Here is a 23,952-nt window from a genome sequence, read left to right on the forward strand (position 1 = left end):
GCTGGCAGGGCCAACGATTTTTTCATCCCGCACCGGCGAGAAAAGCGACGACGTACTGCCTACCCTGGGGTCCAGGCGGTCACCTGAAGGCTAATGAGCTGGCTTTTATCATTCCGCGACGCACGCTTACCCATCGTCGACAGCAGCATGAACGCCTGTCGACTTAGGAATCTGACCGCGCCATCAGGTTGGCAAGAATTGCTGCACAAGCAAATGCAGCGTTCGGAAGTAGCGCCAAGGCAATAAATTGGCTGAGTAATCCGCAGAACCGATTCGCCGATCGTAGCGCCCTAGAGATGGCAAATACGGAGCATGGCGCACGCCTGGTTGAAGACGCGCTGGTTCAAATCGACGAAGGGTACTTCGCCTGATGGTGCTATGGAGGATCAGTAACTTCGCAGGTCTCAAGGGGATAGGCGGATTGCGAGCGCCCGGGCGTTGGCACTTCGCAGGACGTCCAGTCGTCTATCTCGCTGAACCCCCTCCAGGCGCACTCTTAGAGACGCTCGTCCATCAGGAGATCCGTTCGGCCGCCGACCACCCGACAGCTATCGTTTATTGAGGGTGGAGGTGAGCGACGAAGTTTTCGTCGCCGAGCTTGACGAAAGCGCGCTCCCCGACGACTGGCGTGAGAATGTGACGGCGACGCAGGCAGCTGGGAGCGAATGGCTCGAAACGGGTAACACCCCGCTGCTCAAGGTGCCGAGCGTGGTAATGCCGTTCGCATTTAACTACATCTTGAATCCATCACATCGCAACGCTGCCGACATTGCAGTCGGGATGGTTATAGACGTGCGTCACGACCCTCGTATCGGCGCCTGCTGACTCGACCGTATGGACTTGCCCCTGCATAACCGGACACGTGGTCACGCTTAGGTTGGTGAGTTTGCTTGCTGGCGGAATTCGCGTGGCGAGCGGTATTTCAGGGCGCTGTGCGGATGCAATTCATTGTAGTGGCCGAACGCGATGGCCAGGTTCTGCAGCGCCGTCGTCGCGTCAGGCTTGGGCATCCACGAAACGTAATCGCGCTTCATCGTTTTGACAAAGCTCTCGGCCATTCCGTTGCTCTGCGTACTTCGGACAGGTGTCGTGATGGGTTTCAGGCCGATTGCCCGCGAGAACGTCAGCGTCTCGTCGGCAATGTAGCAGGAACCGTTGTCGCTAAGCCACTCGATTTCGCTATCGGTTTTTAGCGCTCCGTGGAAGCGGCTCTCGACGGCCTGAAGCATCACGTCACGCACCATGTCACCGGTGTAGCCCCCGGTGCTTGCCACCCAACTCATGGCCTCGCGGTCGCAGCAGTCCAAGGCAAATACGACGCGCAATGGCGAGCCGTCATCGCAACGGAATTCAAAGCCATCCGAGCACCAGCGCGCGTTGCTTCGCTCCACCGCGACCTTGCCCTCGTGCCGGCGCCCTGACTGGGGATGACGAGGCCGGCGCTCCAGCAGCAGACCGTGCGTGCGCATGACCCGATAAACCCCGCTTTGCATTAACGCGAGGTTGAGCCTGCGTCTCCCGGTTTCGTCGCAACAGTGCCCACACACGCCGGTAACCGTAGGTGGGCAGGTCGGTGACCAGTCCTCGAAGCTCGCTGACCAGCGGCATGTCGTCCAGAACCGGCATCCTGCGCTGGTCAACCCACTCAGCGGGGCGCTTCGATTTGACCGCAAGATTAGAGCGCGACACACCCAGGACTTCACAGACCGTCTTCAACGGTCGTCCCCCGGCAGCAATGGTGAGCGCGCAATCAATTTTTTTGCCCGGCCGTACTCCACTGCTTCGCGAAGGATTTCCACCTCCATCGTCTTCTTGCCCAGCAGCCGCTGGAGTTCGCGAATCTGCTTCACCGCTTCGGCAAGGTCGGAGGCTGGCACCACCTGTTCTCCGGCACTCACGGCTGACAGGCTTCCATCTCGATACAGCTTGCGCCAGGCAAACACCTGGTTCGCATTCACCTGATGGCGACGAGCTGCTCCGGAAACGCTTGCCCCGGGTTCGAAGGTCTCGCGCACTATCGCGAGTTTCTCCCCGACAGAGCGGCGCCGGCGCTGTTCCGGCTGGGTCAGAACCTCAATGGGTTCTACATTGGACTTAGGCTTAAACATAGGCGGAAGACTACCTTAAATTTTAAGCGTTACCTCGTGTCCGGTTTTCGACGGGGCTGTTCCACCGTAGCGCCAACTCACGCGCAATGTGGCGAACGCCAGCAACTAAGACCGAAGCGCTTAACCCTTGAAACCGCCACTCGAAAAGCAGATGCGGCGGCTGGCTTAATCACAGGCGAAATTATTAGAAAAACTCGCTCCCTCGCCCCTTCCCATTGAGCGAGTTGCACGCGAGCCGCGAAATCACCTCAAAGGCTTCGACGTGTTTCGTACGGACGCAAAGAAGCACGGCGAGCACTTGAAACAGCTCTGTCGGGAACGCGGTTTCGTTGGTCTCTACCCGCTTGATAGTGACGTGCCCGCTTCGCTCCCATTTGAAGGCGCGGCTCGTTCGATCTATCGCGCCGTCGGCGACCGGTCACGCGTTGCAGACGGCGCAACGTATTCAGGCGCAGCGCGATGACCTGCGGGGCATTGGGCTCGCCGTCGAGAACCAATCAGGTCGAAGCGCCCCGGTCGAAGGAGCGCAAAATGCGCGATCGCAAGTAGCGCGAACAGGCCCGCGAAGAGTCGAATGAAGCGATTCTGGCGACGGCCCGAACGCGACTCGGTGCTTAAAAGCCCTTAAACATAGAGATTTCTCAACGCTAAAAGGGACAAATCTAAAAAATCTTAACCCGACAAAACGAAACTGTCGGCACGTCAGTTACGTCATCGGAATGCGCGTGCGCGTCGACCGAAGCCGCCAGGCTCGGCATTACAACTTGAGTTTGCGGGGCGTAGTAAAGAGCCTTCGGGCGACCGCAGCCGGAAGAAACGTTACGCGATGTTGGTCGTACCGAGCCCGCAGTAAAAGAGGGTTAACGGCAACAGAGGCAACCGCCTCTATGCGACATGCCGTAGCTGCCGCCGTCACCCGAGCCGTCGGCGGATGAGCTAGCGCTGCCGACGCGGGGCGCCGCAACCGTCACGCGCGCGGCGAGCTCGCCGCATTGCGGACACGCCGCGGAAGCGTCGCGGTCCGCAATGCGACGAACGACTTCGAATACACCGCAGTCCGCGCATTCATAATCGTAGACAGGCATGACGTTTCCACCAAAGAAGATCGCTGATCCGCTCAATCCAACCAATGGCGCGCATTTTCCGTTCCACTGCTCGCGCGAAGGCCGCCGCACCTTCATTGTCGCCATTCAAGCGTAACAGACGACAACAAATCGACACGGAAACTGCCGCCCAAATCGCATAACGCGGCGACCGCACTGCGCGGGCCCAGTTGTCCGCGAACGGAAAGAGAGCGACGGTAGCCACGAAAAACCCTTCTGCCTGCGCGACCACCACACCTCGCGTAACGGCAGATGCGGAAAGCCCGCGGAGATTCACCCACAGGGGCAAAACGCGAACGCGCGCACCGTTCCGCTAAGGTCGCGATATCTCAAATCCGAGCGACCACACAGCCGCCAGGAATCAAACTTGCGCGACTGCCACGTCGACAACACTGCAAGCGCGCAGTGCACCCTCTCGGGGATCCTGATTGTCGCCTGTGCGTCGGGTGCTGTCGACCGCGTAAGGCGGTAACGAATGACCTGCCGTATTGCCATCCACGAAGCGCGACCGGCGTTGCTCCCGCTGCGTTCCAGAGCAACAGATTTGTCCGCGACTGTTACTCGAATTGTTCGGCTCAAACGGACGTTGAGGTTCGAATGACGCATCGGCCTACGTCTCGTGTCCAGCAGTCGCGGTGCCGTATTCCACACCAAACCGGAACAGCTATTGCTCTGCTAATGGGAAAACGCACAGCAACGTTTCTTCTGATTCTCAAAGGAGTAATCAAGTGGAACAATCGATCTTCCCTTCGATCACCACGATGATCCGCTTGGATCACACGCACGTGATTGCGGCATTTCATCGTTACCGTCCGACACTCCCGTGGTGGCGCAAGCGCGCGATTGTCAACCTGACGTGTACGGCATTGGAAATACACGCGCAGCTCGAAGAAGAGATTTTCTATCCTGCATTGGCGACGGTCATTCCCTGTGACGATACGCTTGCGAAAAGCCGTCCCGAACACGAGAGGATGCGGGAAGACATTCGAAAACTGCGCGCGATGGGGCCAGACAACGCTGCGTACGACGCGCGCTTTATGCAACTCATGCGCGAGGTGATTCACCACATCGCAGACGAGGAGACCGTGCTACTGCCGAATGCTGAACGCGCACTGGCCTCCCAGCTTTCGACGCTGGGGCAGCGCATGAACAAGCGCAGATTCGAACTTGTCGCTGTGCGTCCCGGCCAGATCGCAGTGACGACCGCGGGAACGTTTCCGATCGCGTCGCTCGCAGCCGTTTCGATCGGGGCACTGGCGCTGAGGCATTGCTTCCGTTTATGGCGGCGAGCGGAGCCAAATAAGGCCTAATGCTCCAACCGGCGAAGCGCAATAATCTTCATCCAGAGGAAGTCTGGCTGGTAAGGGACGCTGACTTCTTCTCGACCGTCAGATCGGTGTCCCAGGAGTTCGCCCGTTTTGCCATCGTTCCCGAACGAAGGCGACGCGATCGCTAAACCGGTGCGCGCGCTGCCTTGTGCGTCTGCGCCAGACGGTTTAGATTGTAGGTCTGGGCTTGTCTTCCGTTACTAAGAAAACTCGCAGACCGAAAGAGCCGCGAGACCGAATGCAAGTGACGAACCGGTCCCACCCGCGCCGGTACTCGCAAAGGACCGAAGGGCACAACGGGGTTTTGGCTCGTACCTCTGCGTGACTAGTTACCTCTACCTGTAGGTCATCCGTGGTATTGGCAAGCTGACACACCGCAAGCTCGTGCCGAGACTCAGTCTGGTGGCCGACGAAGAATGATGCGCTTTGCGCAGTGTTTCCGCTGGGCTATGCAACAGCGGGCGGCGCGCCATACGTAGCTAGGACTGGAGGCAAGTTTCCGTCGATGAAGAACCATCATCGCATTCAATTTCGGCTGTACGCGTCTCAAAGCGCGCCTTTCCTCGTCCGCCTCCGCGCTGGGTCATGCGTTCTCACCCGCGAAACCTCCCTTACCGGACGCGCACCAAGGATTGTGAGGACCGCCTTTCAGCGTTTGCTGACAGGACATGATAGTGTTTCCGATGCCCCTTCTAACCGACACGCCGGTGAGAGGGACCGCTTCATAAGTGTGAAGCGCAAGGCGATGGTGTTGAAGTTAGGTCCGAACGTGTCCGCCAAACGAAGAAAGGGTTGTTCAGTAGGGAGCGCTCGGGCGATTGAGCACCCGACTTGGCTACGGCCAAATGAACGCGGCCTTTGCCGAATGCGTTTTTTAAGTCAGTGAGCACCGTGCCCCATGAAGAATGACTTGCCACTTTCACAGCGCATTTCAATCGTCGTCCTGACCTACAACCGCGTCGACGAGCTCGCGGCGACGCTCGAGCGTCTTCTGGCACTCCCGGAGCGGCCACCTGTTTGGTTGTCCGACAACGGCTCCAGCGACAACACCGTCACGTTTGTCCGTTTGCGTTTTCCAAGCGTCGGCGTCGTCGAATGCGGCGCGAATCTCGGCGCCTCAGGGAGAAACCGTGCCGTCGCGCATGTGGACACCGAGTATGTCGCCTTTGCCGACGACGACACATGGTGGGTACCGGGCTCGCTGGCGCGCGCTGTGGAAATCTTGGACACCTGGCCAACGGTCGGTGTCCTCTGCGCGCGGGTAGTCGTCGGCCCAGAGCGTACCACCGATCCGACGTGCACTTTGATGTCCGAGAGTCCACTCGACAGCGGTGGCTTGCCCGGCCCAGCGTTAACCGGCTTCCTGGCGTGCGCTTGCGTTTTTCGCACGGCGCTGTTCCGCGAGGTCGGCGGCTACGATCCAAAGATCTTCATCGGCGGGGAAGAAGAACTCGTCGCGCTAGACGTATTGACATCCGATCACTCAATCGTCTACTGCGACCGGTTGACCGTGCACCACCACCCTTCCAAACATCGCGACAGCCGACTACGACGCCGAATGTTGGCACGCAATGCGGCGTGGATCGCGTGCCTGCGCTTGCCGTGGTCATCGGTCCTGCAGACGACGGTGCGGGCCCTCGCCACCTTTTGGCGAGAGGGTGCCTTTGCACGAGACAGCGCCGACTTCATTTGCGGAGCCGCGTGGGCGCTGGCACGCCGCAAGCCCATCCCGCTGCGGGTGAGGAAGATGCTCCATTGTGTACGGGACGCGGAACGGCGCGCGGCCGTTGTCGATGCGAGGTGCAAACCCCGAGACAGGAAGAGCGTGGATACCTGAGAGTGATTCATCGGGTATGCCCGGCCCCGAAGGATGAAGCGCACGACTGCTGCAGGCGGACCTCGGAAGGAATACGATTACGAGGCAGCAGTGGTCGAGGTCGGCCTATTATCTGGTGCACTGAGGCCGTATGAGAGTTGGCCCGCAACCCTGCGAGCGCCCCGAATTGTGACCGAGGGAAAATGTCGCCCTGCCGGAGCGCGCTTACCAGAATCCCCATAACAAGAGTTGTCGCCGTTGCCGTTCTCTATCTTGCAATAGGGTAGCATGCAGGTACTCCATCCGCGCCGTACCGGGCGGGACACACATAAAGACATCATCGTCGCCCGCGTCCGTTGTGTGTCTACGCCGGGGCACCGTAAAGCGCAGAGCTTCTGCAGTACCACCAAGGGATTGCTAGCGCTGTCAGACTGGCTGTCCGTCCATAGCTGTTCCCACGTTGCCATGGAAGCCAAGTGGTGGCCGAGATCGGGGGTCGACATGGCGCGCTTTCCCGATTCCGGTCACCTCATATGGTGGGCCGGGCTGTGTCCCAGCAATGATGAGAGCGCCGGTAAGCGCCGCAGTACGAGTGTCCGCAACAACGGCCCATGGCTCAAGGCGGCACTCGCGTCTGCCGGATGGGCCGCAGTACGTACGAAGGACAGCTACCTGTTCGCCCAGTCACTAGCATCAAGGCGCGGCGCGGTTCAAAGAAAACAATCATCGCAGTGGCTGCGTCGATGCTCACCGCAGCGTGGCACATGCTTCGCAATGGCGTTGCATACGCAGATCTCGGTGCAAAAAATTTCATCCTGCACGACAACAAAAACCGGAGGATTATTATGTTAGTGCAAAGCAAACCCCCCGGGCATTAACGACGCGCTTGGCTTTCTCATGACGTGTGAGATAGCACATTAGAAGTCGTTCGAAAAAGCACTGCATTCGATCCAACCCAATGTTCCTCAGGGCAAATTACCCGGCGTGCCGGAGTTCACCAGCGTCTATTTCAACATGTCGAAAGGTGAGGGTGTTCGGGGCCCCGTGGAATCAAAGCGGCGACTGGCAGTTTGTCGACGACTCGCAGCCTGCGGTAGACGGCGGCGACGGCCTCGCTAGCGTGAGCGTCTCGAGCAAGGATGTGGAGGTCCTGAGCGCGATGGTCGCGATGGTCGCGATGGTCGCGCGTACAGCGTCCGATACGACATCAAATCCGACCACCGGGGCTGACCTCGGGTCTGGGCAGGCGACGGAAAGGGAATAGACTTTCCCGGGTGCAGAGACCGAAAGGCTGGAATACTGCACCCGCAATAATCAGGGGTCGAACGGCGTAATTGGGAGCGCACGTTTGTGCGCTGTCGTGTCGAAAAACCGGAAGATTGTTTGGTAGACGTTCTCCGATACAGTCTTCCCTTCAAGAAAGTTGTCGATGTCGTCGTAAGAGATTCCGTAGCTGTCTTCGTCCGGACGTTGAGGCGTCAGCGTCTCAAGGTCAGCGGTCGGAACTTTTTCGAACAAGCGCTCACCCGCGCCCATCTCTGCAGCCAGAGCCCGCACGCGCCGCTTCGTGAGCCCGTACAGCGGCAGGATGTCTGCTCCCCCGTCTCCGTACTTAGTAAAAAAGCCCATTAATGATTCCGCAGCGTGATCGGTGCCAATGACAAGCCCGCGCCGCGCACTGGCCAAAGCGTATTGCAGAACCATGCGCTGTCTCGCCTTGATGTTGCCGAGGATGAAGTCCTGCTGTTGATCATCGACGAACATGACGCCCGCCGCGTGAAGCGATGCGAGTGCGCCATCGGCTCCCGGTGCAACATTCGCGACCACGACTTCGTCTGGGCGGATGAACTCGACTGCACGCTGCGCATCGTCCTCGTCGCGCTGGTTCCCGTACGGCAATCGGACCGCTACAAACCGTGCGTTTGCCCCGCCTGCACGTAGCTTCTCGACCGCCAATTGCGCGAGGCGCCCCGCCGTGGTGGAGTCAACACCTCCACTGATTCCAAGTACGTAGGTCTGAAGACCCGCTCGAGCAAGGTAATTCGCCAAGAAATTAACGCGCTGAACACGTTCGTCAGGTGCATTGAACTCGGCCGCGACACAAAGCGTGTCGATGATGTTGCGCTGCCGAGCCTCAAATCGTCCGCCTTCACCGTTCACCATCTTTGGCTCCATCTTTGTTCACCCGCCGTGCGGCCGCAATGGCGTCGTAGTAGTGTTCAATGCCCTCGATCGCGTAGAGCGCCGCGCGGCGACGGACCGCGTTGCGATCACCGTCGAATACTTTGGTTTCGCTAAAGACAAATCGCTCATCACGAATTTGGTAACACCACGCGAAACACTGGGTCCCGGGCGCAAGATTGCTTCCATCTGGAGGCTCGTCGGCAACGCCAGTATTCGCGACCGTTACGTTCGCTTGGCAGGCTTCGAGCTCGAGCGCGCCTATTGCCATTTCTTTCGCCACTGCCTCGCTCGTGAGTCCGTGTTGTTCGATGGTTTCCGGTCTGACACCGAGAAAGGCACATTTTCCGGTGGGCGAATACACGACAAACCCGACGTCTAAACACGCCCCGCTGCCAGGAATCTCTGCTAACGTCGAGGCAATCAGCCCTGCGGTGCAAGACTCGGCGGTGGACAACACCAGGCCCCGAGAAGTTAAGAAGCCAACGATCTGACGGGCGATATTCATACGACGCTCCGTATTTAGGAATACAAAATCTTTACAGTTCCTAAAGCAATATTCAACTTAGGGTTTGCCTACCCTTATAGGTAGAGATACGAAGCTAAAAAAGTTGTCCCGCGCAGACGGACGAGCGGTGGCGGTGCCGGGCGCTCAGCAGCATTCAACCGCGCCGACTGTCACTACTTGCCTGCCGCCTCTTCAGTTACTTCTTGTTCGGCGAGAAGAGTAAGCTTTTGGTCCGTGGCCTTTTCTTCTTCGAGCGTCTCAAGCAGCAGTCATCGCCTCTGTGTAGCCTAGTTTTTTCGCTAGCGCGCAGAGCGTTCCGTAGGTCGCGATTTCAAGTGCTCGACCTTCTGCGCGGCGCCGATTAGGGCGGCGTCGAGGACGGGTCCTTTTTCAATTTCCTCGATCTGCTCCTGCCCCTCCTCGACCAACCCTTCCATCGCTGCGCACTTGATGCGCTTAAGCTTCAGCCCGGCGGACTCCACCGCGTTGTCGATCCGTTCGATCTGCCCGTGCGTCTCCTCCAGGTGTGTCTCGAACGCCATTCTCAAGTCCACGTTTGTGGCGGCCCGCGCCATCTTCGGCAGCGCTCGTGTCAACTGCTTTTCAGCACTGTAGACATCCGAGAGCGCGTGAATAAAAAGGTCGTTCAGTGTTTTCACAGCCATGGCGAGTCTCCGTTCATGGTGTTCGGCTTCCGCGGTCCGGAAGAAGTTTAACGCTTTATTGCGCACCTTTTTTGACAGCCAAGCCCTGCGCCATCTTCAGATGCTCTTGAATCGTCGGCAACGCTTTAGAGGCGGCTTTCTTCAGGTCGGCGTTCTGACCGCCGTCAGCTTCTTTCTGGAAAGCTTGGACCGCTTTCTCATGTCCCTCTACACCGACATTCTGAATGTATGCTTTGTCAAACTCCGTCCCGTGTAAGCCCTTCAAAGAATCGAGAACTGCTCTGTCCGAGTTGTCTTTGGGGACTGCTATGCCATGGGGAGCCGCCATCTTGAGCTGAACCGTGAGCTTGGTGTGATCCAACATCATCTGATGCGCGAACGCCTTCACATCCTTGTCTTGCGACTGCTCAGAAGCGAGCTTACTGGCGTCGATCTCTGTTGAGCTCGACATGCTGGCAGCCTGTACAAATTCTTTGTCTGGACTGGGAAGATCGTTCGCCAATGTCGTACTCGCTGCCTCTGTAGCCTGCGCGAGGGCGACTGCGGGAATACCCGCCATCAGTACGGCGGACAGGAACAGTTTGTTGATTTTCATGATTACTCCCATTAATAGACTCACCGGTTAGCAGCAAACGGCATTCCAAACTCTCCGCACCGCTCCCCTATGACGCGCGGCGCAGCAAGCGCCGCCAGCGAGAGGCCGAAGGGGGAGTGGCACGCTAGTTGCTGAAAATAGGTCCCCGACGGGGATGACGTGTCATTTGAGGAGTCTTCACCCGCGCTCGAGCGGCTTTTTTTGCCGGTGCCGCCGAGTTAGCCCGGAGCGAAGCTGCGTTGAGCCGTGTAAAAGCCGAGATGTTGGACAAAGGAACGCAAACATCAGTGCGGCTCGCGCGTGTCGGGAAGCTCTGCGCGGACGCAGGCGCGGCCTACGCGCGCTCATGACGTTTTCGGGGCTCCCTGTCGTAGTCTCCGTTGCCTACATGGACCCGGGAAACTTCGCGACAAACATCGAAGCCGGCGTGAAGTACGATTACAGCCTACGCTGGGTGGTATTGGGCGCAAACCTGATTGCGATGTTATGCCAATCGCTTTCCGCACGAGTCGGTATCCTGTCGGGAAAGAGCATTTCAGAACTCTCCCGCGATCGTTTCCCAAAGCCGCTAGCTTGGTGCATGTGGATCGTCAGCGAAGTAGCTGCCATGGCAACCGACCTCGCCGAGTTTTTAGGCGGCGCGATCGGGTTCTCGCCGCTCGCGCATCTGTCGCTCACCGTCGCTATGTTGGTTACAGCGGCAGTAACTTACGGCCTGCTATTGCTTCAAACAGCCGGGTTTCGCCCAATAGAGCGGGCGATCGGGGCGCTCATTGCAGTGATCGGTGTTTCGTACGTCATCCAATTGCCAATGTCGGGACTCAATGGATCGTCGTTGTTCATGGGGCCATCGTTCCGACACGTCCGGACGAGGGAGCTTATCGTTAGCTGTTGCCATGATTGGCGCCACTTTCCTGCCGCACGCCCTCTTCTTGCATTCGGACCTCGCTGGCGAGCGCGTGACGGCGTGCAATGACGCGGAAAGAACTAAGTTGATCCGCTTTCCGAATATCGAGGTCGTTGCGGCGCTCAGCGTTGCTGGGATCATTAATATGGCAATGGTGATAAACCTGCGGGCGCTTTCCACGCAGGCCACCCAGGCGTTGCCTTGATCGGATCCGCTTATAAGACGCTCGCTCCGGTTCTGGGGAGGCCGCCGCGGCGGTTTTCCCGTCGCCTTACTTGCTTCGGGCATTTCCAGTTCGGTAGTAGGCACCATGGCCCTCCAGACGATCATGCGTGGATTCATAGGATACCGGGTACCGTTGCGGGTTCGACGACTTCTGACCAGCTTCTTCGTGGTCGGGGCAGGTGTGGATGCGACGCACGCGTTGATCTGGAGCCAAGTCGTTCTAAGACTCGCCGTCCCCGTCCCGATGGCGGCGCCTATCTGGTTCGCAACGCGACACGAACTGAGGCGAATATGGATGCCATTGGGCAACTCTTGCGAGTGCTGTGATTGCCGCGATTGTCGTTACAGTATTGGGCGTCGCTCTAATTGCCGAGACATTTAACGGCTAACCGCGCGACGAGGCGAGTATTGCCGCCGACCTTTGCGCCACCTTTCTCGTGCACGGTATCCGCCAGACCGAGCGCGGCATAGCGTTTGCATCGGGCGTCGCACTTGATTGAGGATGGCCGACATGAAATCGACTCACGGAAAAAAACCCAAATTAGTACTTTACCCGGCTCGCAGAGAGATTCCCGCAACCCGTGGGGAATCGCGCGACGATTTTGAAATATACGCATCGTATCGGATTGGGGCAGGAGGCGGATATATCGGCACGCTAAAAGTTGTACGGCAAACGGACAGCCGTTTGCTCTTCCCTTTCGAAGGCGCCGAAAGCATCGGGCCCTTTTGGACCAAAGAGGAGGCCATACGCGCAGCCCAGGAAACCGGTGAAAAAATTGTCCAGGCCGATCTGCTCACGCCCGAGGGCTGAGATGCACGCCGAAGCCCGCAGTGTCGCTCCAGCGCAATGACTGACTACTCCCTCCTGAGCGAGGGAAAACCTTGGACCATACACATGAATTTTAGGTCGACGAGCGCTTAACCTCGGAGCGACTCGCGCCGAGTCACGACGGTACGGCGATTGCACTACGAATGGGAAACTCTCGGGAGGCTCACATGAACTCAGTTCCAGAAAGACGGCGTTAAGAACCAGGTGAAAGGCTGGGCCAACTCGATTGTTGGGACAGTGACTGGGGACGACGACCAGAAGGTATAAGGGGATGTGCAACCATCGCTTCTACGGCGGCAACAATGTCTGTGACGGCCGCATAGTGAACCATGTGGCCCGCGTTAGCCACCACAGTCAGGCTGCTATGGAAAATTTTGGCATGCAGGCGTCGCGAATGCGCAGTGACGTCCACGACCTTGTCGCCCGCCCCGGCGAGGATGTCAACTGGCAGGCGCAGCTCGCCGTAGTGATTCTTGAGATGCGCTGCTGATGGCATCATTAGAAGCCCGTCCTGCGCCTCGGCTCGAAGCTGGGAAGGCCACAAGACCATTTCGCGAGGCACCGCCTCTTCAAAGCTTTGCGGCACCGAAGCCGGCGAAAACATTGTCCTCACCAACCGCTTGATCAACAATCGTCCTCCTATAGGTGACATCGTGTATCGCATCGCGTCGCCGAGAAGAGGGACGGCGAGCGGTGCGTTCACGGCAACGTCGATTCGGACGGTGGGGTAGTATTATCCTCCGAGCAGGACAAGACCGCGCAGCTTACCGGGTGATCGGACCGCCAATTCCAGTGCGGCCAGCGCGCCCCAAGAATGACCGACTACAACTGGCTGCGCCACCTTAAGCTGGGCGAGCGCCTTCTCGAACAAGCGGGCCTGCGCGTCCGCAGTCCAAAGCCGCCCACGGGGACGCTCGGTGTAGCCAAATCCCGGTCGATCGAACGCAATGACGCGGTGTCGGGGCGAGAGGCCATCAATTAGTCCACTTCCCTCAAAATCCTGCGGCAGAACGGCATTCCCGTGCAGAAGCACGACGGGGTGCCCCTCTCAGCGCTCGACGTCTGCAGGATGTCGGTTCGCCGCAAGCTCAACGCACCTGCGATTTTTTGCTGGATTGCGGGTTAACGTGCGAACCGTTAGCCGCTTACATTCAAGTAGAAGAGCGAACATACGGGTAATTGACCGTTCGGCGGATGGGACGACGGGCGGCTGATCTTGCACGGGCATCAACGGCGGTGTTGACGATCCCGCATGGCGACAGGCCATGTGCTCCGCTTGCCGGCTTCCGACGACTGAAGAGAGAGAAACGGACTGAAGTGCGCCCACTGCCAGAAAAACGTCAGGATGAGGTTCATGGAAGTACCTCGTAACCGGCGAGTGAGGCCCCCGCCGGGGCCGCGTCTAAATTACCTCAATGTAGCGCCTGCGCCGAGATCGGCTCCCGTGACCGGATCAGCGCTGGTGTCGGATGCCGTCCCCGACGCCATCGTTTGAGTACATTGACGTCGCCGGCCGATACGTCAACTGTGGCAAGGCCGTCTCCGCCGTCCACTGCCGGTTCAGGATCGTTGACAAATTGCAAATCGCCGCCTTCATTCCATGGACCTCGCACGTCAGCGCCCTTCGACATGTTGTAATACACGCTCGTGAAGGGAGGAACGCCCGGCAGCTTCCCTTGTGGGAAGTTTGGCGGGATCGAGTGCGAAGCCTTCTCAAACGACTTTTGATGGGAATTTCTCGCGTCATTAAAAATCCGAGCGTTTCCTTAATTCCTGGATCGTCCGTTACGTTAATGAGCCGGCCGTACACGATTTTCGCCCGCGCTTCCGCCGCGATGTTCGACCGAAGGTCCGCCGTGGGCTCTCTTATCGTGTCGACGTATGCCGCTGTCCACGGGACGCCTGCCGAGTTGGTAAGCGCGGGTCCGCCCCCGTAAAGGAGCGCAGCGGTATGCGAGTCGTTTCCCCCGCTCGTCATCGACCGGTACAACTCAGCCTGCGATTCGACTGCCTCGGCGAGTTGGCCGTTCGCCCCTTTATTCAACATGGCGACAATCGAGCCGATAATTTCTAAATAGCTCAGCGCCTCAGTCGCAATAGCTAATAAGAGATCTTTTCGTACCGGGTCGTCCTCCGAGACAGCCTGAGTGAAATAACGACACGTGGCAGCAAGTTCTCCCTGCGGGCCGCCGAATTGCTCAAGTAAAAGATTCGCGCGGCCGGGATGGGGCCCGCGATGCGTACGGTCTATTGGAGGCGCTTGTATGGACGAACATGTGAAGCTCCTTTTTTAGCGGAGAAGTGTCGCGGCGACTTAAAAAATCATCGGACGAACGTCTCGGTTCCCTGAACAGCGACGCGACCACGACGGGCCACGTTGCACCCTATGGGCGCCCGGGTCTCAGAGCAAGCGGCTCTGGTTTATTGGCGGATGGGCACCGCCGGTGAGGACCGTGAACGTGGCGCAGTAACCATACCTGCTCTAGCCCGCGTAGCACGTTCGGCCGCATCGATATATTTCCCCCAATGCGTAACTTCGGAGGCACGGTGCACTCACCCTCAGCCGCTTTTTTCTTTGCCAGGCTAAAGTTCCTACTTCGCGAGCAACCGAGCGGCACTACGGCTGAATTGACTGACGTCGCGGTCGCCTATTTAGACGTTGATGGCTTGGTGGGGGTCTTTCTTGCGCAAGACGGCAGCGGTGATCTCGACGAAGAGTTCGCTCTTGATGAAAACGTTTGGCTGAATTGGAGCCCGGAACTCGATGCGTGGCTCGATTCACCGGTATTCGGGGTGCGCGGCGCGGGGCTCGCCCAATGGCGCGCGCGTCGCCACGGCCGACTCCAGCTCTAACGAGATCGTGCACATTATCGAGGGCGACGCCTCGCTCGGGCGCCTATCCTTCGACCAATGCGAAGCGTTCGATGAAGCTAAAAAGATCCGATATCGCAAAAGGCTTTCTTAGTATTGCTTGAACTTGGACATTGGGGATTGGCCACCCCGCAGTCATGAGGATCACCGGAGTAAGACCGATCTCCCTCGTACTCCGCACGGCGTGGAACAACGCCACACCGTCCATCTCAGGCATCATCCAGTCAGTGATGATCAATTGCGGACGGTGCTCTATCGCCAAAGCAAGTCCTTCCGTCCCATTGGTCGCGGTGTCGACCACATACCCCGTCTCTTCCAGCAAGCTTCCCACCAGCAACAGAATATCGGGCGTGTCATCAACAACCAATATCGTAGTCATACCTGCTCTGCAACGTCCGAACATGTCTAAGCGTCCTAGCACTGCTCGTTTCACAGAAATTGCCGACGTTGCATCGGGCATGGACGGGACAAAGAATCACGCGCAGGGTTTGGCGCCTCGGCCCACGCCTGCGAGAAGTCTTCTGGCAGGAGGACTCGTTCCTGTTTACCTCAGAGCTGCGCTGCGCCGTTCCCGGACGCCGAACAGAGTGCCAAGCCCTGCTTCTTCTCAAGTATCTCAATAGGACGTTTCGTATTCCGGTAATTCGTGCGTGTGTTGGCCCTTGATAAGCTTCACTAGAAGCGAGACTGAAATAAAATCAGTAATCACCAGTACGCTCGAAATTAAACAGAGGGGCAGCAGTCCGGCAACTGACGGGAGAGTCCGAGGCAGTGCAAGACGGTCGTTGCACCTATCCAGAAAACAGCTAATCCGATGTTCATCATGCAATCATTCCAATACATGCCGCGCGTCGGCACCGACGTGCACAAAATCGCCCACTCGCTCCGCACTGCACGACAGGGATGCTGGCGCGCATGCGTTGATGGGTCCCCCGCCCCGGGGCAGCGACTCCTCGGGGTGGCTGTGGTCAAATCAGAACCCGCGAAATTCCCGTTAAGCTACCCGCGCTGTTGCATTCGATAGAATCCCACTGCGAAGACCAACGGCGCTAATGAACCTACGCGATGGCACAGTCTGCGCGACCGCAGGGCCACGCCGAATTCCCAGAGAACTTGCACAGGATTTTGCCACGATGACTGCCAACAATTCACCGGGTCTGGTCGGCCTGAGTGACGCCCAACGCCTGGAGCTCCTTGTCACCAGCGTCAGGGACTATGCAATTTATATGCTTGATCCCTTGGGAACAATCGTTAGCTGGAACGCCGGCGCGCAGCGTTTTAAGGGCTACTCGCGCGAAAAGTGATCGGCGAGCATTTCTCGGTTTTCTACACTGATGCGGACCGGCAGGCGGGCGTGCCGGATCGCGCATTGCAGATTGCCGCCGCGGAAGGAAAGTTCGAGGCTGAAAATTGGCGAGTAAGAAAAGACGGCTCGCGCTTCTGGGCTCACGTGGTCATCGATCCGATCCTTAACGAGCATGACGGACGGGTGATCGGATACGCGAAGCTTACCCGCGACGTCACGGAACGCAAGATTGCGCAAGAGGCCTTGCGTAGAAGCGAAGAGCAGTTCAGGCTGCTGGTTCAAGGCGTCACCGACTACGCAATCTTCATGCTCGCGCCCGACGGCACAATCTCAAGCTGGAACGCCGGTGCGGCCCGGATTAAAGGATATGAGCGGGAGGAAGTTGTCGGTAAGCACTTCTCTTGTTTTTACAGCGCTGAAGTTCAGGTGGCGAACGTGCCAACGCAAACTTTGGCGATCGCCGCGAGGGACGGACGCGTTGAACGGGAGGGTTGGCGCATACGCAAGGACGGCTCGCGATTTTGGGCCCATGTGGTGGTCGATGCCATCTACAACGACGATAAAGCGCTCGTCGGATTCGCGAAGATCACCCGCGATATCACTGAGCGAAAGGAAGCGGCTGCGTCGCTTGAACAAGCGAATCTTGCTCTCTTCCAATCACAGAAGCTCGAGGCGATTGGGCAATTAACAGGCGGCATCGCGCACGACTTTAATAATTTGCTCGCGGTGATTTCGAATGGATTGCAGGTCCTGTCGACTCAGTCTCAGAATTACCTCGACTCCAAAATGATCCACAGTATGCAGCGCGCCATCGAACGCGGCGCGTCGCTCACGCAGCAGCTTCTTTCTTTTGCTCGCGAGCAGCCACTAAAGCCGGAGGCACACGACCTGAGTAAGTTAATTCATGACTTTGAACCGATGCTCCGGCGCGCCGGCAACTCGTCGGTCAGAATGGAACTGGCAATGAGCTCCGCGCCGGCAACGTCTCTGGTGGACGCGGCGCGGTTCGAAGCTGCGTTACTGAATCTAATCGTCAATGCCTGTGATGCGATGCCGGAAGGCGGGCTGCTAAAAATTACCACAGAGCAAGTCGACCTTGCGTCCGGAGAAATTGGAACGCTCACAGCGGGACGATTCATTCGCGTGCGCGTAGCCGATTCGGGCACCGGTATGTCGTTTGATGTCGTATCGCGGGTATTTGAGCCGTTTTACACGACAAAGGAACCGGGCAAAGGTACAGGCCTCGGTCTGAGTCAGGTCTACGGTTTCATCACCCAATCCGGCGGCGACGTCAAAATCGCGAGCGAAGAGGGAAAGGGCACAACGATCGATCTCTATTTGCCAGCGTGCGACGCGACGGGCTCGGATGACAAGAGCAGAGCGACCGAGGTACGGGTTGAAACCGTCCTACTGGTCGAGCATAACCCAGATTTGCTAAATGGGGCTGCCGAACTCTTCCGGAGCATTGCCTACGCGGTCGAAAGCGCGAGCAATGCAACGCAGGCCATCGCAATCCTGGAAACTGGGGCCGCGATTGATATCTTGTTTAGCGACATCGTGATGCCGAACGGGGCAAACGGGATAGAACTCGCACGGCAGGTGCGTGAGCGCTTTCCCGGCATCAAGATTGTGCTCACGTCCGGCTACCCGCTTTCCGCGTTGCGTCTAGATCACGGCGCCTTGGATGAGTTTATGTTCTTGCATAAGCCGTACCGCCTTTCCGACGTTGCCAAGGCATTACGCGCCTGACGTTAAAGCGCGATCCCCATCGAACAGCGTGCGCAAGGAAAAAGACCTCGCACGCTCGTCCGAGGGCGCGGGTGCCGCAGCCGCGACTATCCGTCGAACGTGCGACCGATCAGGGATCGGTAGTCCTCAGGTTTCGCCGTTGCAATTGCGTTCATCAGCGATGTAAATGCGTTCGATCCGTGTAGTTCGGCGGCGAACACCCGTGCGGTCTCTGCGCACACGACGTCTTCGTGCGACAGCCCATCATCTCCCGAAAGGAGGTAGCCAAACCGGTTGGCGCCCTCCGCGAACGCAGTAATTTTTCCCTTCACGCAGATTCGCTCCTTGATTGCGCGACGAATGAATTGCCGAAAGGCACTGGCAATTTTTGCAATTCTGCTCTAAACCCCACACGCAGGATTGGGAAGCAGCCCGCCCTAGTTGACCGGTCTTCGCACGAATAGTAAAACGCTTATGTAGTATTCGTCGTACTACATTGTTTCACTGGAACTGTACGTGAATATACCCGGAAATCATTTCGTCAGACAATGGTCGGCCCGGCCGATCGTCCGAAAGCGAGAGCGCGTGCGGGTGCTCGTCGTCGACGATAATCGTGCTGGCGCGGAGGCACTGTTGGCCTTCCTCGACCATTTTGGGTGGGACTGCCAAGGCGCGTTCGGCGGGCGGGAGGGCGTCTCCGTTGGTTTGGAGTTGACGCCGGATCATTCTGATGGACATCTCAATGCCGGAGTGCAATGGGTATGAGGCGGCTCGGGCGCTCCGTGCTGAGCCGAGTACGTCGCCTGCGATCATCATTGCGTACACAGCACTTGATGAGGCGGAAGTGCGAAAAGCTTCATTGCCGGGAGATTTCGACGGCTATTGTCAAAAGGGCATGCCCCGACCTTATTGATTGACTTGATCGACGCGTTGGTCAACGAAGCAAACACCGCCGCTGAGGGAGTTCGTCTCGAAGAGGACAACGGTCGCTGCTACTAGTCCTCGTAGTGCCGTTCCACGACATTAAGTTCTTGCCCATTCCGAAGTAACGCGAGGGAAAAGCGATTACGGTAGCGCGCGTTAGGCGTTTTCGCGAACGGCCGACTCCGATCGTGAACGGTCAGCGAGAAGATCGCGATTAATCCATCGGCGTCTATGATCGTAAATCGATATTCAAAAGCGGCGTCAGATTTTTGGGCCCCGCCAATCATCCCGATGCCAACCGCAACGTCGACCGCGTGGGACCAGTTGCCAACGGCGCACGCATGTTCGATCGCCTGTTCTAGGGTGTCGAATGCTTGCTTCGCCCGCATCGGGCCTCCCAAAAAAAAGCGGCGACCATCGGCCGCCGCGTAAGCTCGATTTCTCTTAGACCGGCTTTTTCGCCAAGCCAGGGAGCGTATCGTCGCGTCCCTCCACACGTTCGACGTCGACTTCAGTCCCGCGAACCGTGTCATGCACGGTTTCTGTACGTTCACTGGCGGCTTTTCCAACCACCACCTCTTCAACGACACGGGCGGTCTTGGCGACCACCGGTTGTTCCGCCGTTTCGCGAATCTCGACGAATCCTTCCTTGAGGTCAGCCGCCGTTGCCGGACGATCAACCGCCCTGCGCTCGATCGTGGCATGCTCTTCGCGCAAATTGACGGATTCACTGACCGGCGTTTCCGTAACACGGGAGTACACGCGTACTCCGCCGGTCTGAACTTCGCGTTTTCCAACTTCCAACTCTTCCTTCACCACGTTGAAGCGCTGCCGGTCGGCCGCGATCTCGTCCGCCGTGTAGGCCGTCGCGGTCGGGTCATATCCGGCATAGCCGCTACTTTTCCACTGCGTGACACGTTCGTCGATATCGATCGCACCTGCGCCGGTCAAACTGGATCGAACCGTATCGACCATCGATTCGTCCGCCACGTCGACCGTGAGCAATGCGCCGCCGCGTCGTACGGCCTCGCGGTAATGCCCAGCTTCCTCCGGCGCGTCGTCCGAGCCGAATAGATTCTTGAAGAAATGCTCAATCCGTTCCATCGTGCCGCCTTCTTCTTCAGCGGAGCGATCCGCAACGACCGGTCGCGTCGAGCCGCCAGATACGGACGGATCCGAAGACGCCAAATCATCGCGAGCGTGAACTCGCAGGTCGGAAGAGGCGATGCCATCTGCCTCAAGGCGTTGAGCCGCCGCTTCTGCGTCGCTGAAAGAGTCGAATACTCCTACCAATGTTTGGGCCATGTCGTTCTCCAAAGTATTTGTGAGTGGCTTCGCAGGCGATACGGACGAGCGTTGAATCCGATTTGAGGGCAATCGCAAGCGTCGTTCCCGAATCGTGTGGGCGCTCCACCGTTCCGTTAATCTTTGAGCGACGGATCCGGCACCCAATCGCCACTCACGCCTTCCCGTCGTTCGACGACAATTTCTTCGCTTGCTACCGTCACGCGTTCTACTCGTTGCTCTTCTGACAATCGCGTCGTGATGTGGACCTCTTCTTTGAGCGTCAGTTGCGTCGTCACGATGGGAACGAACTCATAGACAGGGACAATCAAAGTGTCGCCCTCTTGCCTTGGTTCTTCTCGCTCGTCCACAGGACGGTTGATTGAAACGCGTCGGACTTCCACGTCCTTGCTGCGGAGCCTGACAGGCACCGGGACAATGTCTTCGCGGACGAGCTTTCGAACCCTGACCGCCCCTGTCTCGACCTCAATTGCGTCAACACGCATTTCCTCCTGAACTGCCGAAAACCTGGTCTTTCCCTCATCAACGAACTTCGTTGAAACGTCACGCGGCGAACCTTTTGAAGCGGGATCTTCTTTCACTTGTTGCTCCTGGAGCGCTATCGCGTCCGGCGTTAGCGACGAACCGAACCACTCGGCAGCGTGACGCGAGCTTTCGAGGAATGAACGTCGTCTTGCGATGCGCCGCCGCCCTCCTCAAACGGCGGTTGTTGACGGAACCCGGTCGCCCCGGAGACGATGGCGATAATCGCTCCGACGATCAGCGCCGCGAATGAATACCAACTCGCGCGTGCCACGCTCTTTGCCGCAGTGTCCGCAGCCTGCCGAGCGTCCTGCTGCGCTTCGGGACTGGATGCCGCAGAAGCGGCGGATGCAACCGCCGCTTGAAGCTGCTGCGTTGCCGAAGCCATGAGCGACGGGGAGTTATTAGCGCCACCTTGATTCGCCACTGCGGCACCGACCTGCGCGCCGGTCGCGGCAACACTACCGGCGGTGCTGACTGCACTACCCACAAGGGAAGTCATCCCGTATGCCACAAGAAGAATCATGACTGCCCACGAAAGCAGCCCATGCAGCCACCCGAGAACCGGCGCGCAACGACCCGCGAAATACGAGCCGACGAACACCGCGACCACCGTCGTGACGATGACCCAAATGCCCGAGCCCAACCCGAAGCCGTGCAGCGGGTCGGGTTTGGACAAAGGCGACAACAGAGACGCGCCGATCGCCGTCCCTAGCACGCTCATCAAGAGATAGACGATCATCGAAAGAATGACGCCAGCGATGACGGGTCCCCATGCTAGGCGCGGCAGGCCGTCCTGTGTTGTAAGTAATCTCATAATCGTCTCCTCGGGTTTAAGCGCACAAGCGCCCCTTATTTGCGCAACCCGCATGCCACTTACCTACCCCCGAGATTCGATAAAGGCGTCGGCGGGCACTTTTAATGCTCGGTTGCTCGGAAGTCCACGGAGAAAGCAAATGAACTTGACCACATCCGGCAGCCGCGCCAAGGAGGTGTCGCTTCGCACAATGAAACGTTTCAGCGCCGATAGATGCGCGCCGATGGCCGCAAGCATTGCGTTCTACTCGGCGTTTTCGCTTGCGCCCACCCTTGTTCTTGTTATCGCAGTTGCGGGGCTTGTATTCGGAGCGGAAGCGGCGCGCGGCCAGTTGTTCGGTCAGATCAGCGGGATGCTCGGTAAAGACGCTGCTGCCAGCGTTCAGGCGATCGTCGAGCATGCGCATCAAAGCAGCGGCGGAGGCTTGGCCGCAACAGTATCGTTTGTGCTCCTCGCAGTCGGAGCGTCGGCCACGTTTTCATCGTTGAATACAGCGCTGTCGATCATTTGGCCCGCCGGCGACCAACCAAAATCAACCGTGACGACACTTGTGAAGGTCAGACTAATTTCCTTCGGCCTGGTGATGGGCGTCGCGTTCCTGCTCGTCGTGTCCTTGGTCCTAGACACCGCAGTGCAGGCAGCCGGGAAGTGGGCGTTTGGTAGCTCTCCGCTGGTAATCGTGAGCGACATCGCCCAGTTCGTGATTGGCCTCGCGATTCTTTCTTGCGCGTTTGCGGCGCTTTTGAAGTTTCTGCCGGATGGCCACGTCGAATGGCGAGATGCGCTTGTCGGCGGATTTACTGCTGCTGTACTTTTCTCGATCGGGAAAAAGCTCTTCGCGCTCTACCTGACACACGCCGGGACGGCCAATGCGTTCGGTGCGGCCGGTTCGCTCGCGGTTTTACTGATGTGGCTTTATTTCGCAGCCGCGGTCCTGCTACTGGGTGCTGAAGTCGCGGCCTCGCGCGTTGAGAAGCGTGGCGACCCACAACATCAAAGTGGCGATGCCGCGCGGGACCGTGCATTGCCCGCCCCGCAGGTAAGGGGGCAAGCAGCTTTTCCCGCCGCTCCGACAACTGCGCAATTGGCGAGACCTGCTTCGATTAAGAATCGCGAGGACGGCGCTCTCGCACGCTTCCTTGTCCTGGCGAAGACCAATCCCGCCCGTATGGCGCTCGCGGCGGCAGGCGCGGGCTTGTTCATTTTCGTGCGGGGCACCCGCCATCCTAAGACCGCGAACCATTCGAACGAAATCTAATTCAAAGATGCGGGGTGCGACGATACGATTGTGGTGCGGCTACGCGGGCGCACGTTCCCGGCGGTTAAAACATATCAAGGAGACAAGTATGGGCTTGCTACCCTCACGTCAAAGCCGCCGCGGATTCATGAGCTTCGCCGGTACCGCGATATCCCTTACAACGTGTTGTTTCGGTGGATTATCTAAAGCTTTTGGACGGACTCCTGGGGAAGAGCGGACGATACCTGGAGGCGATAAATCGGCTCAGAGCCGAACGCTGGCGATGGGCGCCGCTGCGTTGCAGAGCCATGCCCCGGTCAACGCATTGAACATGTACCTCAATGGGTTTCACTTTTATGCGGACGATATGGGACGGCAGATTGAGGCGCACCACTACTGTCACCACGTAACTGAAGAATTTTTCCAATGCGTCATTTACGACGGCAACAAAGCGAATTCACGGCTCATCGGTATCGAGTACATCGTGTCCGAGAAACTCTTCCATTCGCTTCCCGAAGATGAGAAGTCGTTGTGGCACAGTCACCGGCACGAGACAACGTCCGGTGAACTGGTGATGCCCGGAATTCCGATGCACGTTGAGCACGCGGCAATTGCGACCCTTGTGAATACATATGGGAAGACGTGGCACACCTGGCAGATCGATAAGGACGCTGCGCTACCGCTCGGCATTCCGCAACTTATGATGGGTTTCACGCGAGATGGGCAGCTGGACGCGGAACGCATTCGAACACGAGATGAAAAACTTGGAGTGTCGACGGCGAGAAAGCGAGACAACCGTGATGGGCTGGCAAACACAGCGGGACCGGTACAGCCTGGAGCGGATGCGTGGGAGTCAGGCAAGTCGTCCCAGTTGGTCCTCGACACCCTTCCTGTCAAGAACCGACGGGGATAATCGTTATGAGGTTAGAACGTCAGTCCTCGCGCGACCTGGTGTGGCGGCAAGGATAAGTGTCCTC

Annotated in this window: 24 protein-coding genes and 7 pseudogenes; 16 read left to right on the forward strand and 15 right to left on the reverse strand. The window is 58.2% G+C overall.

The genetic code is table 11. The features are described 5' to 3' along the window. Window positions 1-83: 83 nt before the first annotated feature. Window positions 84-371, forward strand: a pseudogene (locus tag AC3D25_RS02195) (antitoxin Xre/MbcA/ParS toxin-binding domain-containing protein); the annotation flags it as partial. Beyond that, window positions 368-825: pseudogene (locus tag AC3D25_RS02200) on the forward strand (RES family NAD+ phosphorylase). The pseudogenes AC3D25_RS02195 and AC3D25_RS02200, both read left to right, overlap by 4 nt. 47 nt (window positions 826-872) lie before the next feature. Here the strand turns inward: AC3D25_RS02200 and AC3D25_RS02205 are convergent. Beyond that, window positions 873-2,108: pseudogene (locus AC3D25_RS02205) on the reverse strand (IS3 family transposase). A gap of 262 nt (window positions 2,109-2,370) precedes the next feature. On the opposite strand from AC3D25_RS02205, the gene AC3D25_RS02210 reads away from it, so the two are divergent. Further along, on the forward strand, window positions 2,371-2,571 hold the full coding sequence (locus tag AC3D25_RS02210; RefSeq protein ID WP_488886855.1) for a nucleoside 2-deoxyribosyltransferase: 201 nt from the start codon (window positions 2,371-2,373) through the stop codon (window positions 2,569-2,571). A 397-nt stretch (window positions 2,572-2,968) separates the two neighbouring features. Here AC3D25_RS02210 and AC3D25_RS02215 read toward each other — a convergent pair whose 3' ends face one another. Continuing rightward, a complete protein-coding gene (locus AC3D25_RS02215) occupies window positions 2,969-3,298 on the reverse strand; it encodes an FmdB family zinc ribbon protein (RefSeq protein ID WP_488886856.1) in 330 nt (109 codons plus the stop codon). Between the two features lie 674 nt (window positions 3,299-3,972). On the opposite strand from AC3D25_RS02215, the gene AC3D25_RS02220 reads away from it, so the two are divergent. The 4 genes and pseudogenes from AC3D25_RS02220 to AC3D25_RS02235 all read left to right on the forward strand — a co-directional run. Continuing rightward, window positions 3,973-4,521 carry a hemerythrin domain-containing protein gene (locus AC3D25_RS02220; protein WP_488886991.1) on the forward strand — a complete coding sequence of 183 codons (549 nt, stop codon included), beginning with the start codon at window positions 3,973-3,975 and terminating at the stop codon, window positions 4,519-4,521. A gap of 916 nt (window positions 4,522-5,437) precedes the next feature. Continuing rightward, window positions 5,438-6,376 (forward strand): glycosyltransferase family 2 protein, encoded by a 939-nt coding sequence (locus AC3D25_RS02225; protein WP_488886857.1) that lies wholly within the window; start codon window positions 5,438-5,440, stop codon window positions 6,374-6,376. 480 nt (window positions 6,377-6,856) lie between these two features. Then, on the forward strand, window positions 6,857-7,207 hold the full coding sequence (locus AC3D25_RS02230) for a transposase (protein WP_488886858.1): 351 nt from the start codon (window positions 6,857-6,859) through the stop codon (window positions 7,205-7,207). 15 nt (window positions 7,208-7,222) lie between these two features. After that, a pseudogene (locus AC3D25_RS02235) lies at window positions 7,223-7,619 on the forward strand (manganese catalase family protein); the annotation flags it as partial. 50 nt (window positions 7,620-7,669) lie between these two features. Here AC3D25_RS02235 and nadE read toward each other — a convergent pair. The 4 genes and pseudogenes from nadE to AC3D25_RS02255 all read right to left on the reverse strand — a co-directional run bounded on the left by nadE (window position 7,670) and on the right by AC3D25_RS02255 (window position 10,304). Then, entirely contained in the window at window positions 7,670-8,518 is an 849-nt protein-coding gene (gene nadE, locus AC3D25_RS02240) for an NAD(+) synthase (protein WP_488886859.1), read from the reverse strand. Then, on the reverse strand, window positions 8,505-9,044 hold the full coding sequence (locus AC3D25_RS02245) for a CinA family protein (protein WP_488886860.1): 540 nt from the start codon (window positions 9,042-9,044) through the stop codon (window positions 8,505-8,507). The genes nadE and AC3D25_RS02245 overlap by 14 nt, the downstream gene beginning before the upstream one ends. Before the next feature lie 173 nt (window positions 9,045-9,217). Then, window positions 9,218-9,709 (reverse strand): annotated as a pseudogene (locus tag AC3D25_RS02250) (YciE/YciF ferroxidase family protein). Window positions 9,710-9,764: 55 nt separating this feature from the next. Further along, a complete protein-coding gene (locus AC3D25_RS02255; RefSeq protein WP_488886861.1) occupies window positions 9,765-10,304 on the reverse strand; it encodes a DUF4142 domain-containing protein in 540 nt (179 codons plus the stop codon). A 427-nt stretch (window positions 10,305-10,731) separates the two neighbouring features. Between AC3D25_RS02255 and AC3D25_RS02260 the strand changes: the two genes are divergently transcribed. The 3 genes and pseudogenes from AC3D25_RS02260 to AC3D25_RS02270 all read left to right on the forward strand — a co-directional run bounded on the left by AC3D25_RS02260 (window position 10,732) and on the right by AC3D25_RS02270 (window position 12,247). Continuing rightward, window positions 10,732-11,280, forward strand: a complete 549-nt coding sequence (locus tag AC3D25_RS02260; RefSeq protein ID WP_488886862.1) for an Nramp family divalent metal transporter — start codon at window positions 10,732-10,734, stop codon at window positions 11,278-11,280. After that, window positions 11,201-11,818 (forward strand): annotated as a pseudogene (locus AC3D25_RS02265) (divalent metal cation transporter). The gene AC3D25_RS02260 and the pseudogene AC3D25_RS02265 overlap by 80 nt, the downstream one beginning before the upstream one ends. Window positions 11,819-11,947: 129 nt before the next feature. Then, window positions 11,948-12,247, forward strand: coding sequence for a DUF6723 family protein (locus AC3D25_RS02270; protein WP_488886863.1), 300 nt, complete (start codon window positions 11,948-11,950; stop codon window positions 12,245-12,247). 211 nt (window positions 12,248-12,458) lie between these two features. Here AC3D25_RS02270 and AC3D25_RS02275 read toward each other — a convergent pair whose 3' ends face one another. The 3 genes and pseudogenes from AC3D25_RS02275 to AC3D25_RS02285 form a co-directional block, all read right to left on the reverse strand. Further along, the gene (locus tag AC3D25_RS02275; RefSeq protein WP_488886864.1) at window positions 12,459-12,968 is read right to left on the reverse strand and encodes an alpha/beta fold hydrolase; all 510 of its coding nucleotides are present in this window, start codon (window positions 12,966-12,968) and stop codon (window positions 12,459-12,461) included. A gap of 30 nt (window positions 12,969-12,998) precedes the next feature. Then, the gene (locus tag AC3D25_RS02280; RefSeq protein WP_488886865.1) at window positions 12,999-13,298 is read right to left on the reverse strand and encodes an alpha/beta fold hydrolase; all 300 of its coding nucleotides are present in this window, start codon (window positions 13,296-13,298) and stop codon (window positions 12,999-13,001) included. A gap of 374 nt (window positions 13,299-13,672) precedes the next feature. Further along, window positions 13,673-14,503: pseudogene (locus AC3D25_RS02285) on the reverse strand (manganese catalase family protein). Between the two features lie 309 nt (window positions 14,504-14,812). Between AC3D25_RS02285 and AC3D25_RS02290 the strand changes: the two are divergent. After that, window positions 14,813-15,118, forward strand: coding sequence for a hypothetical protein (locus AC3D25_RS02290; RefSeq protein WP_488886866.1), 306 nt, complete (start codon window positions 14,813-14,815; stop codon window positions 15,116-15,118). Between the two features lie 43 nt (window positions 15,119-15,161). Here the strand turns inward: AC3D25_RS02290 and AC3D25_RS02295 are convergent, their stop codons facing one another. Then, window positions 15,162-15,515: a response regulator gene (locus AC3D25_RS02295; RefSeq protein ID WP_488886867.1), complete on the reverse strand. Its 354-nt coding sequence runs from the start codon at window positions 15,513-15,515 to the stop codon at window positions 15,162-15,164. A gap of 754 nt (window positions 15,516-16,269) precedes the next feature. Here AC3D25_RS02295 and AC3D25_RS02300 point away from each other — a divergent pair. Together AC3D25_RS02300 and AC3D25_RS02305 are read left to right on the forward strand one after the other, a co-directional pair. After that, window positions 16,270-16,440, forward strand: coding sequence for a hypothetical protein (locus AC3D25_RS02300; protein ID WP_488886868.1), 171 nt, complete (start codon window positions 16,270-16,272; stop codon window positions 16,438-16,440). Continuing rightward, window positions 16,437-18,191, forward strand: a complete 1,755-nt coding sequence (locus AC3D25_RS02305; RefSeq protein WP_488886869.1) for a hybrid sensor histidine kinase/response regulator — start codon at window positions 16,437-16,439, stop codon at window positions 18,189-18,191. Before AC3D25_RS02300 ends, AC3D25_RS02305 begins: the two co-directional genes overlap by 4 nt. A gap of 86 nt (window positions 18,192-18,277) precedes the next feature. Here the strand turns inward: AC3D25_RS02305 and AC3D25_RS02310 are convergent, their stop codons facing one another. Then, window positions 18,278-18,502 carry a hypothetical protein gene (locus AC3D25_RS02310; protein ID WP_488886870.1) on the reverse strand — a complete coding sequence of 75 codons (225 nt, stop codon included), beginning with the start codon at window positions 18,500-18,502 and terminating at the stop codon, window positions 18,278-18,280. Between the two features lie 410 nt (window positions 18,503-18,912). On the opposite strand from AC3D25_RS02310, the gene AC3D25_RS02315 reads away from it, so the two are divergent. Continuing rightward, window positions 18,913-19,083 carry a hypothetical protein gene (locus AC3D25_RS02315; protein WP_488886992.1) on the forward strand — a complete coding sequence of 57 codons (171 nt, stop codon included), beginning with the start codon at window positions 18,913-18,915 and terminating at the stop codon, window positions 19,081-19,083. Between the two features lie 82 nt (window positions 19,084-19,165). On the opposite strand, the gene AC3D25_RS02320 is transcribed toward AC3D25_RS02315, so the two are convergent. From AC3D25_RS02320 to AC3D25_RS02335, 4 genes are all read right to left on the reverse strand, one after another. Further along, the gene (locus tag AC3D25_RS02320) at window positions 19,166-19,483 is read right to left on the reverse strand and encodes a hypothetical protein (protein WP_488886871.1); all 318 of its coding nucleotides are present in this window, start codon (window positions 19,481-19,483) and stop codon (window positions 19,166-19,168) included. Between the two features lie 55 nt (window positions 19,484-19,538). Continuing rightward, window positions 19,539-20,399, reverse strand: coding sequence for a YsnF/AvaK domain-containing protein (locus tag AC3D25_RS02325; RefSeq protein WP_488886872.1), 861 nt, complete (start codon window positions 20,397-20,399; stop codon window positions 19,539-19,541). Between the two features lie 116 nt (window positions 20,400-20,515). Next, entirely contained in the window at window positions 20,516-20,980 is a 465-nt protein-coding gene (locus AC3D25_RS02330; RefSeq protein WP_488886873.1) for a YsnF/AvaK domain-containing protein, read from the reverse strand. Window positions 20,981-21,012: 32 nt separating this feature from the next. Next, window positions 21,013-21,738 carry a YrzE family protein gene (locus tag AC3D25_RS02335; protein ID WP_488886874.1) on the reverse strand — a complete coding sequence of 242 codons (726 nt, stop codon included), beginning with the start codon at window positions 21,736-21,738 and terminating at the stop codon, window positions 21,013-21,015. Window positions 21,739-21,877: 139 nt separating this feature from the next. Between AC3D25_RS02335 and AC3D25_RS02340 the strand changes: the two genes are divergently transcribed. Both AC3D25_RS02340 and AC3D25_RS02345 read left to right on the forward strand, forming a co-directional pair. Next, window positions 21,878-22,996 carry a YihY/virulence factor BrkB family protein gene (locus AC3D25_RS02340; protein ID WP_488886875.1) on the forward strand — a complete coding sequence of 373 codons (1,119 nt, stop codon included), beginning with the start codon at window positions 21,878-21,880 and terminating at the stop codon, window positions 22,994-22,996. An 88-nt stretch (window positions 22,997-23,084) separates the two neighbouring features. Further along, window positions 23,085-23,888 carry an OBAP family protein gene (locus AC3D25_RS02345; protein ID WP_488886876.1) on the forward strand — a complete coding sequence of 268 codons (804 nt, stop codon included), beginning with the start codon at window positions 23,085-23,087 and terminating at the stop codon, window positions 23,886-23,888. The last annotated feature ends 64 nt before the right edge of the window (window positions 23,889-23,952 follow it).

The organism is Caballeronia sp. SL1002 (assembly GCF_057814995.1).

Coding starts and splice junctions, on each gene's coding strand:
- AC3D25_RS02230 (WP_488886858.1), top strand. CDS start 6,857: ATGGCGCGCTTTCCCGATTCCGGTCACCTCATATGGTGGGCCGGGCTG.
- nadE (WP_488886859.1), bottom strand. CDS start 8,518: ATGGTGAACGGTGAAGGCGGACGATTTGAGGCTCGGCAGCGCAACATC.
- AC3D25_RS02325 (WP_488886872.1), bottom strand. CDS start 20,399: ATGGCCCAAACATTGGTAGGAGTATTCGACTCTTTCAGCGACGCAGAA.
- AC3D25_RS02345 (WP_488886876.1), top strand. CDS start 23,085: ATGGGCTTGCTACCCTCACGTCAAAGCCGCCGCGGATTCATGAGCTTC.
- AC3D25_RS02340 (WP_488886875.1), top strand. CDS start 21,878: ATGAACTTGACCACATCCGGCAGCCGCGCCAAGGAGGTGTCGCTTCGC.
- AC3D25_RS02245 (WP_488886860.1), bottom strand. CDS start 9,044: ATGAATATCGCCCGTCAGATCGTTGGCTTCTTAACTTCTCGGGGCCTG.
- AC3D25_RS02215 (WP_488886856.1), bottom strand. CDS start 3,298: ATGGCGACAATGAAGGTGCGGCGGCCTTCGCGCGAGCAGTGGAACGGA.
- AC3D25_RS02255 (WP_488886861.1), bottom strand. CDS start 10,304: ATGAAAATCAACAAACTGTTCCTGTCCGCCGTACTGATGGCGGGTATT.
- AC3D25_RS02225 (WP_488886857.1), top strand. CDS start 5,438: ATGAAGAATGACTTGCCACTTTCACAGCGCATTTCAATCGTCGTCCTG.
- AC3D25_RS02270 (WP_488886863.1), top strand. CDS start 11,948: ATGAAATCGACTCACGGAAAAAAACCCAAATTAGTACTTTACCCGGCT.
- AC3D25_RS02315 (WP_488886992.1), top strand. CDS start 18,913: ATGCCGGAGTGCAATGGGTATGAGGCGGCTCGGGCGCTCCGTGCTGAG.
- AC3D25_RS02295 (WP_488886867.1), bottom strand. CDS start 15,515: ATGACTACGATATTGGTTGTTGATGACACGCCCGATATTCTGTTGCTG.
- AC3D25_RS02220 (WP_488886991.1), top strand. CDS start 3,973: ATGATCCGCTTGGATCACACGCACGTGATTGCGGCATTTCATCGTTAC.
- AC3D25_RS02320 (WP_488886871.1), bottom strand. CDS start 19,483: ATGCGGGCGAAGCAAGCATTCGACACCCTAGAACAGGCGATCGAACAT.
- AC3D25_RS02300 (WP_488886868.1), top strand. CDS start 16,270: ATGACTGCCAACAATTCACCGGGTCTGGTCGGCCTGAGTGACGCCCAA.
- AC3D25_RS02335 (WP_488886874.1), bottom strand. CDS start 21,738: ATGAGATTACTTACAACACAGGACGGCCTGCCGCGCCTAGCATGGGGA.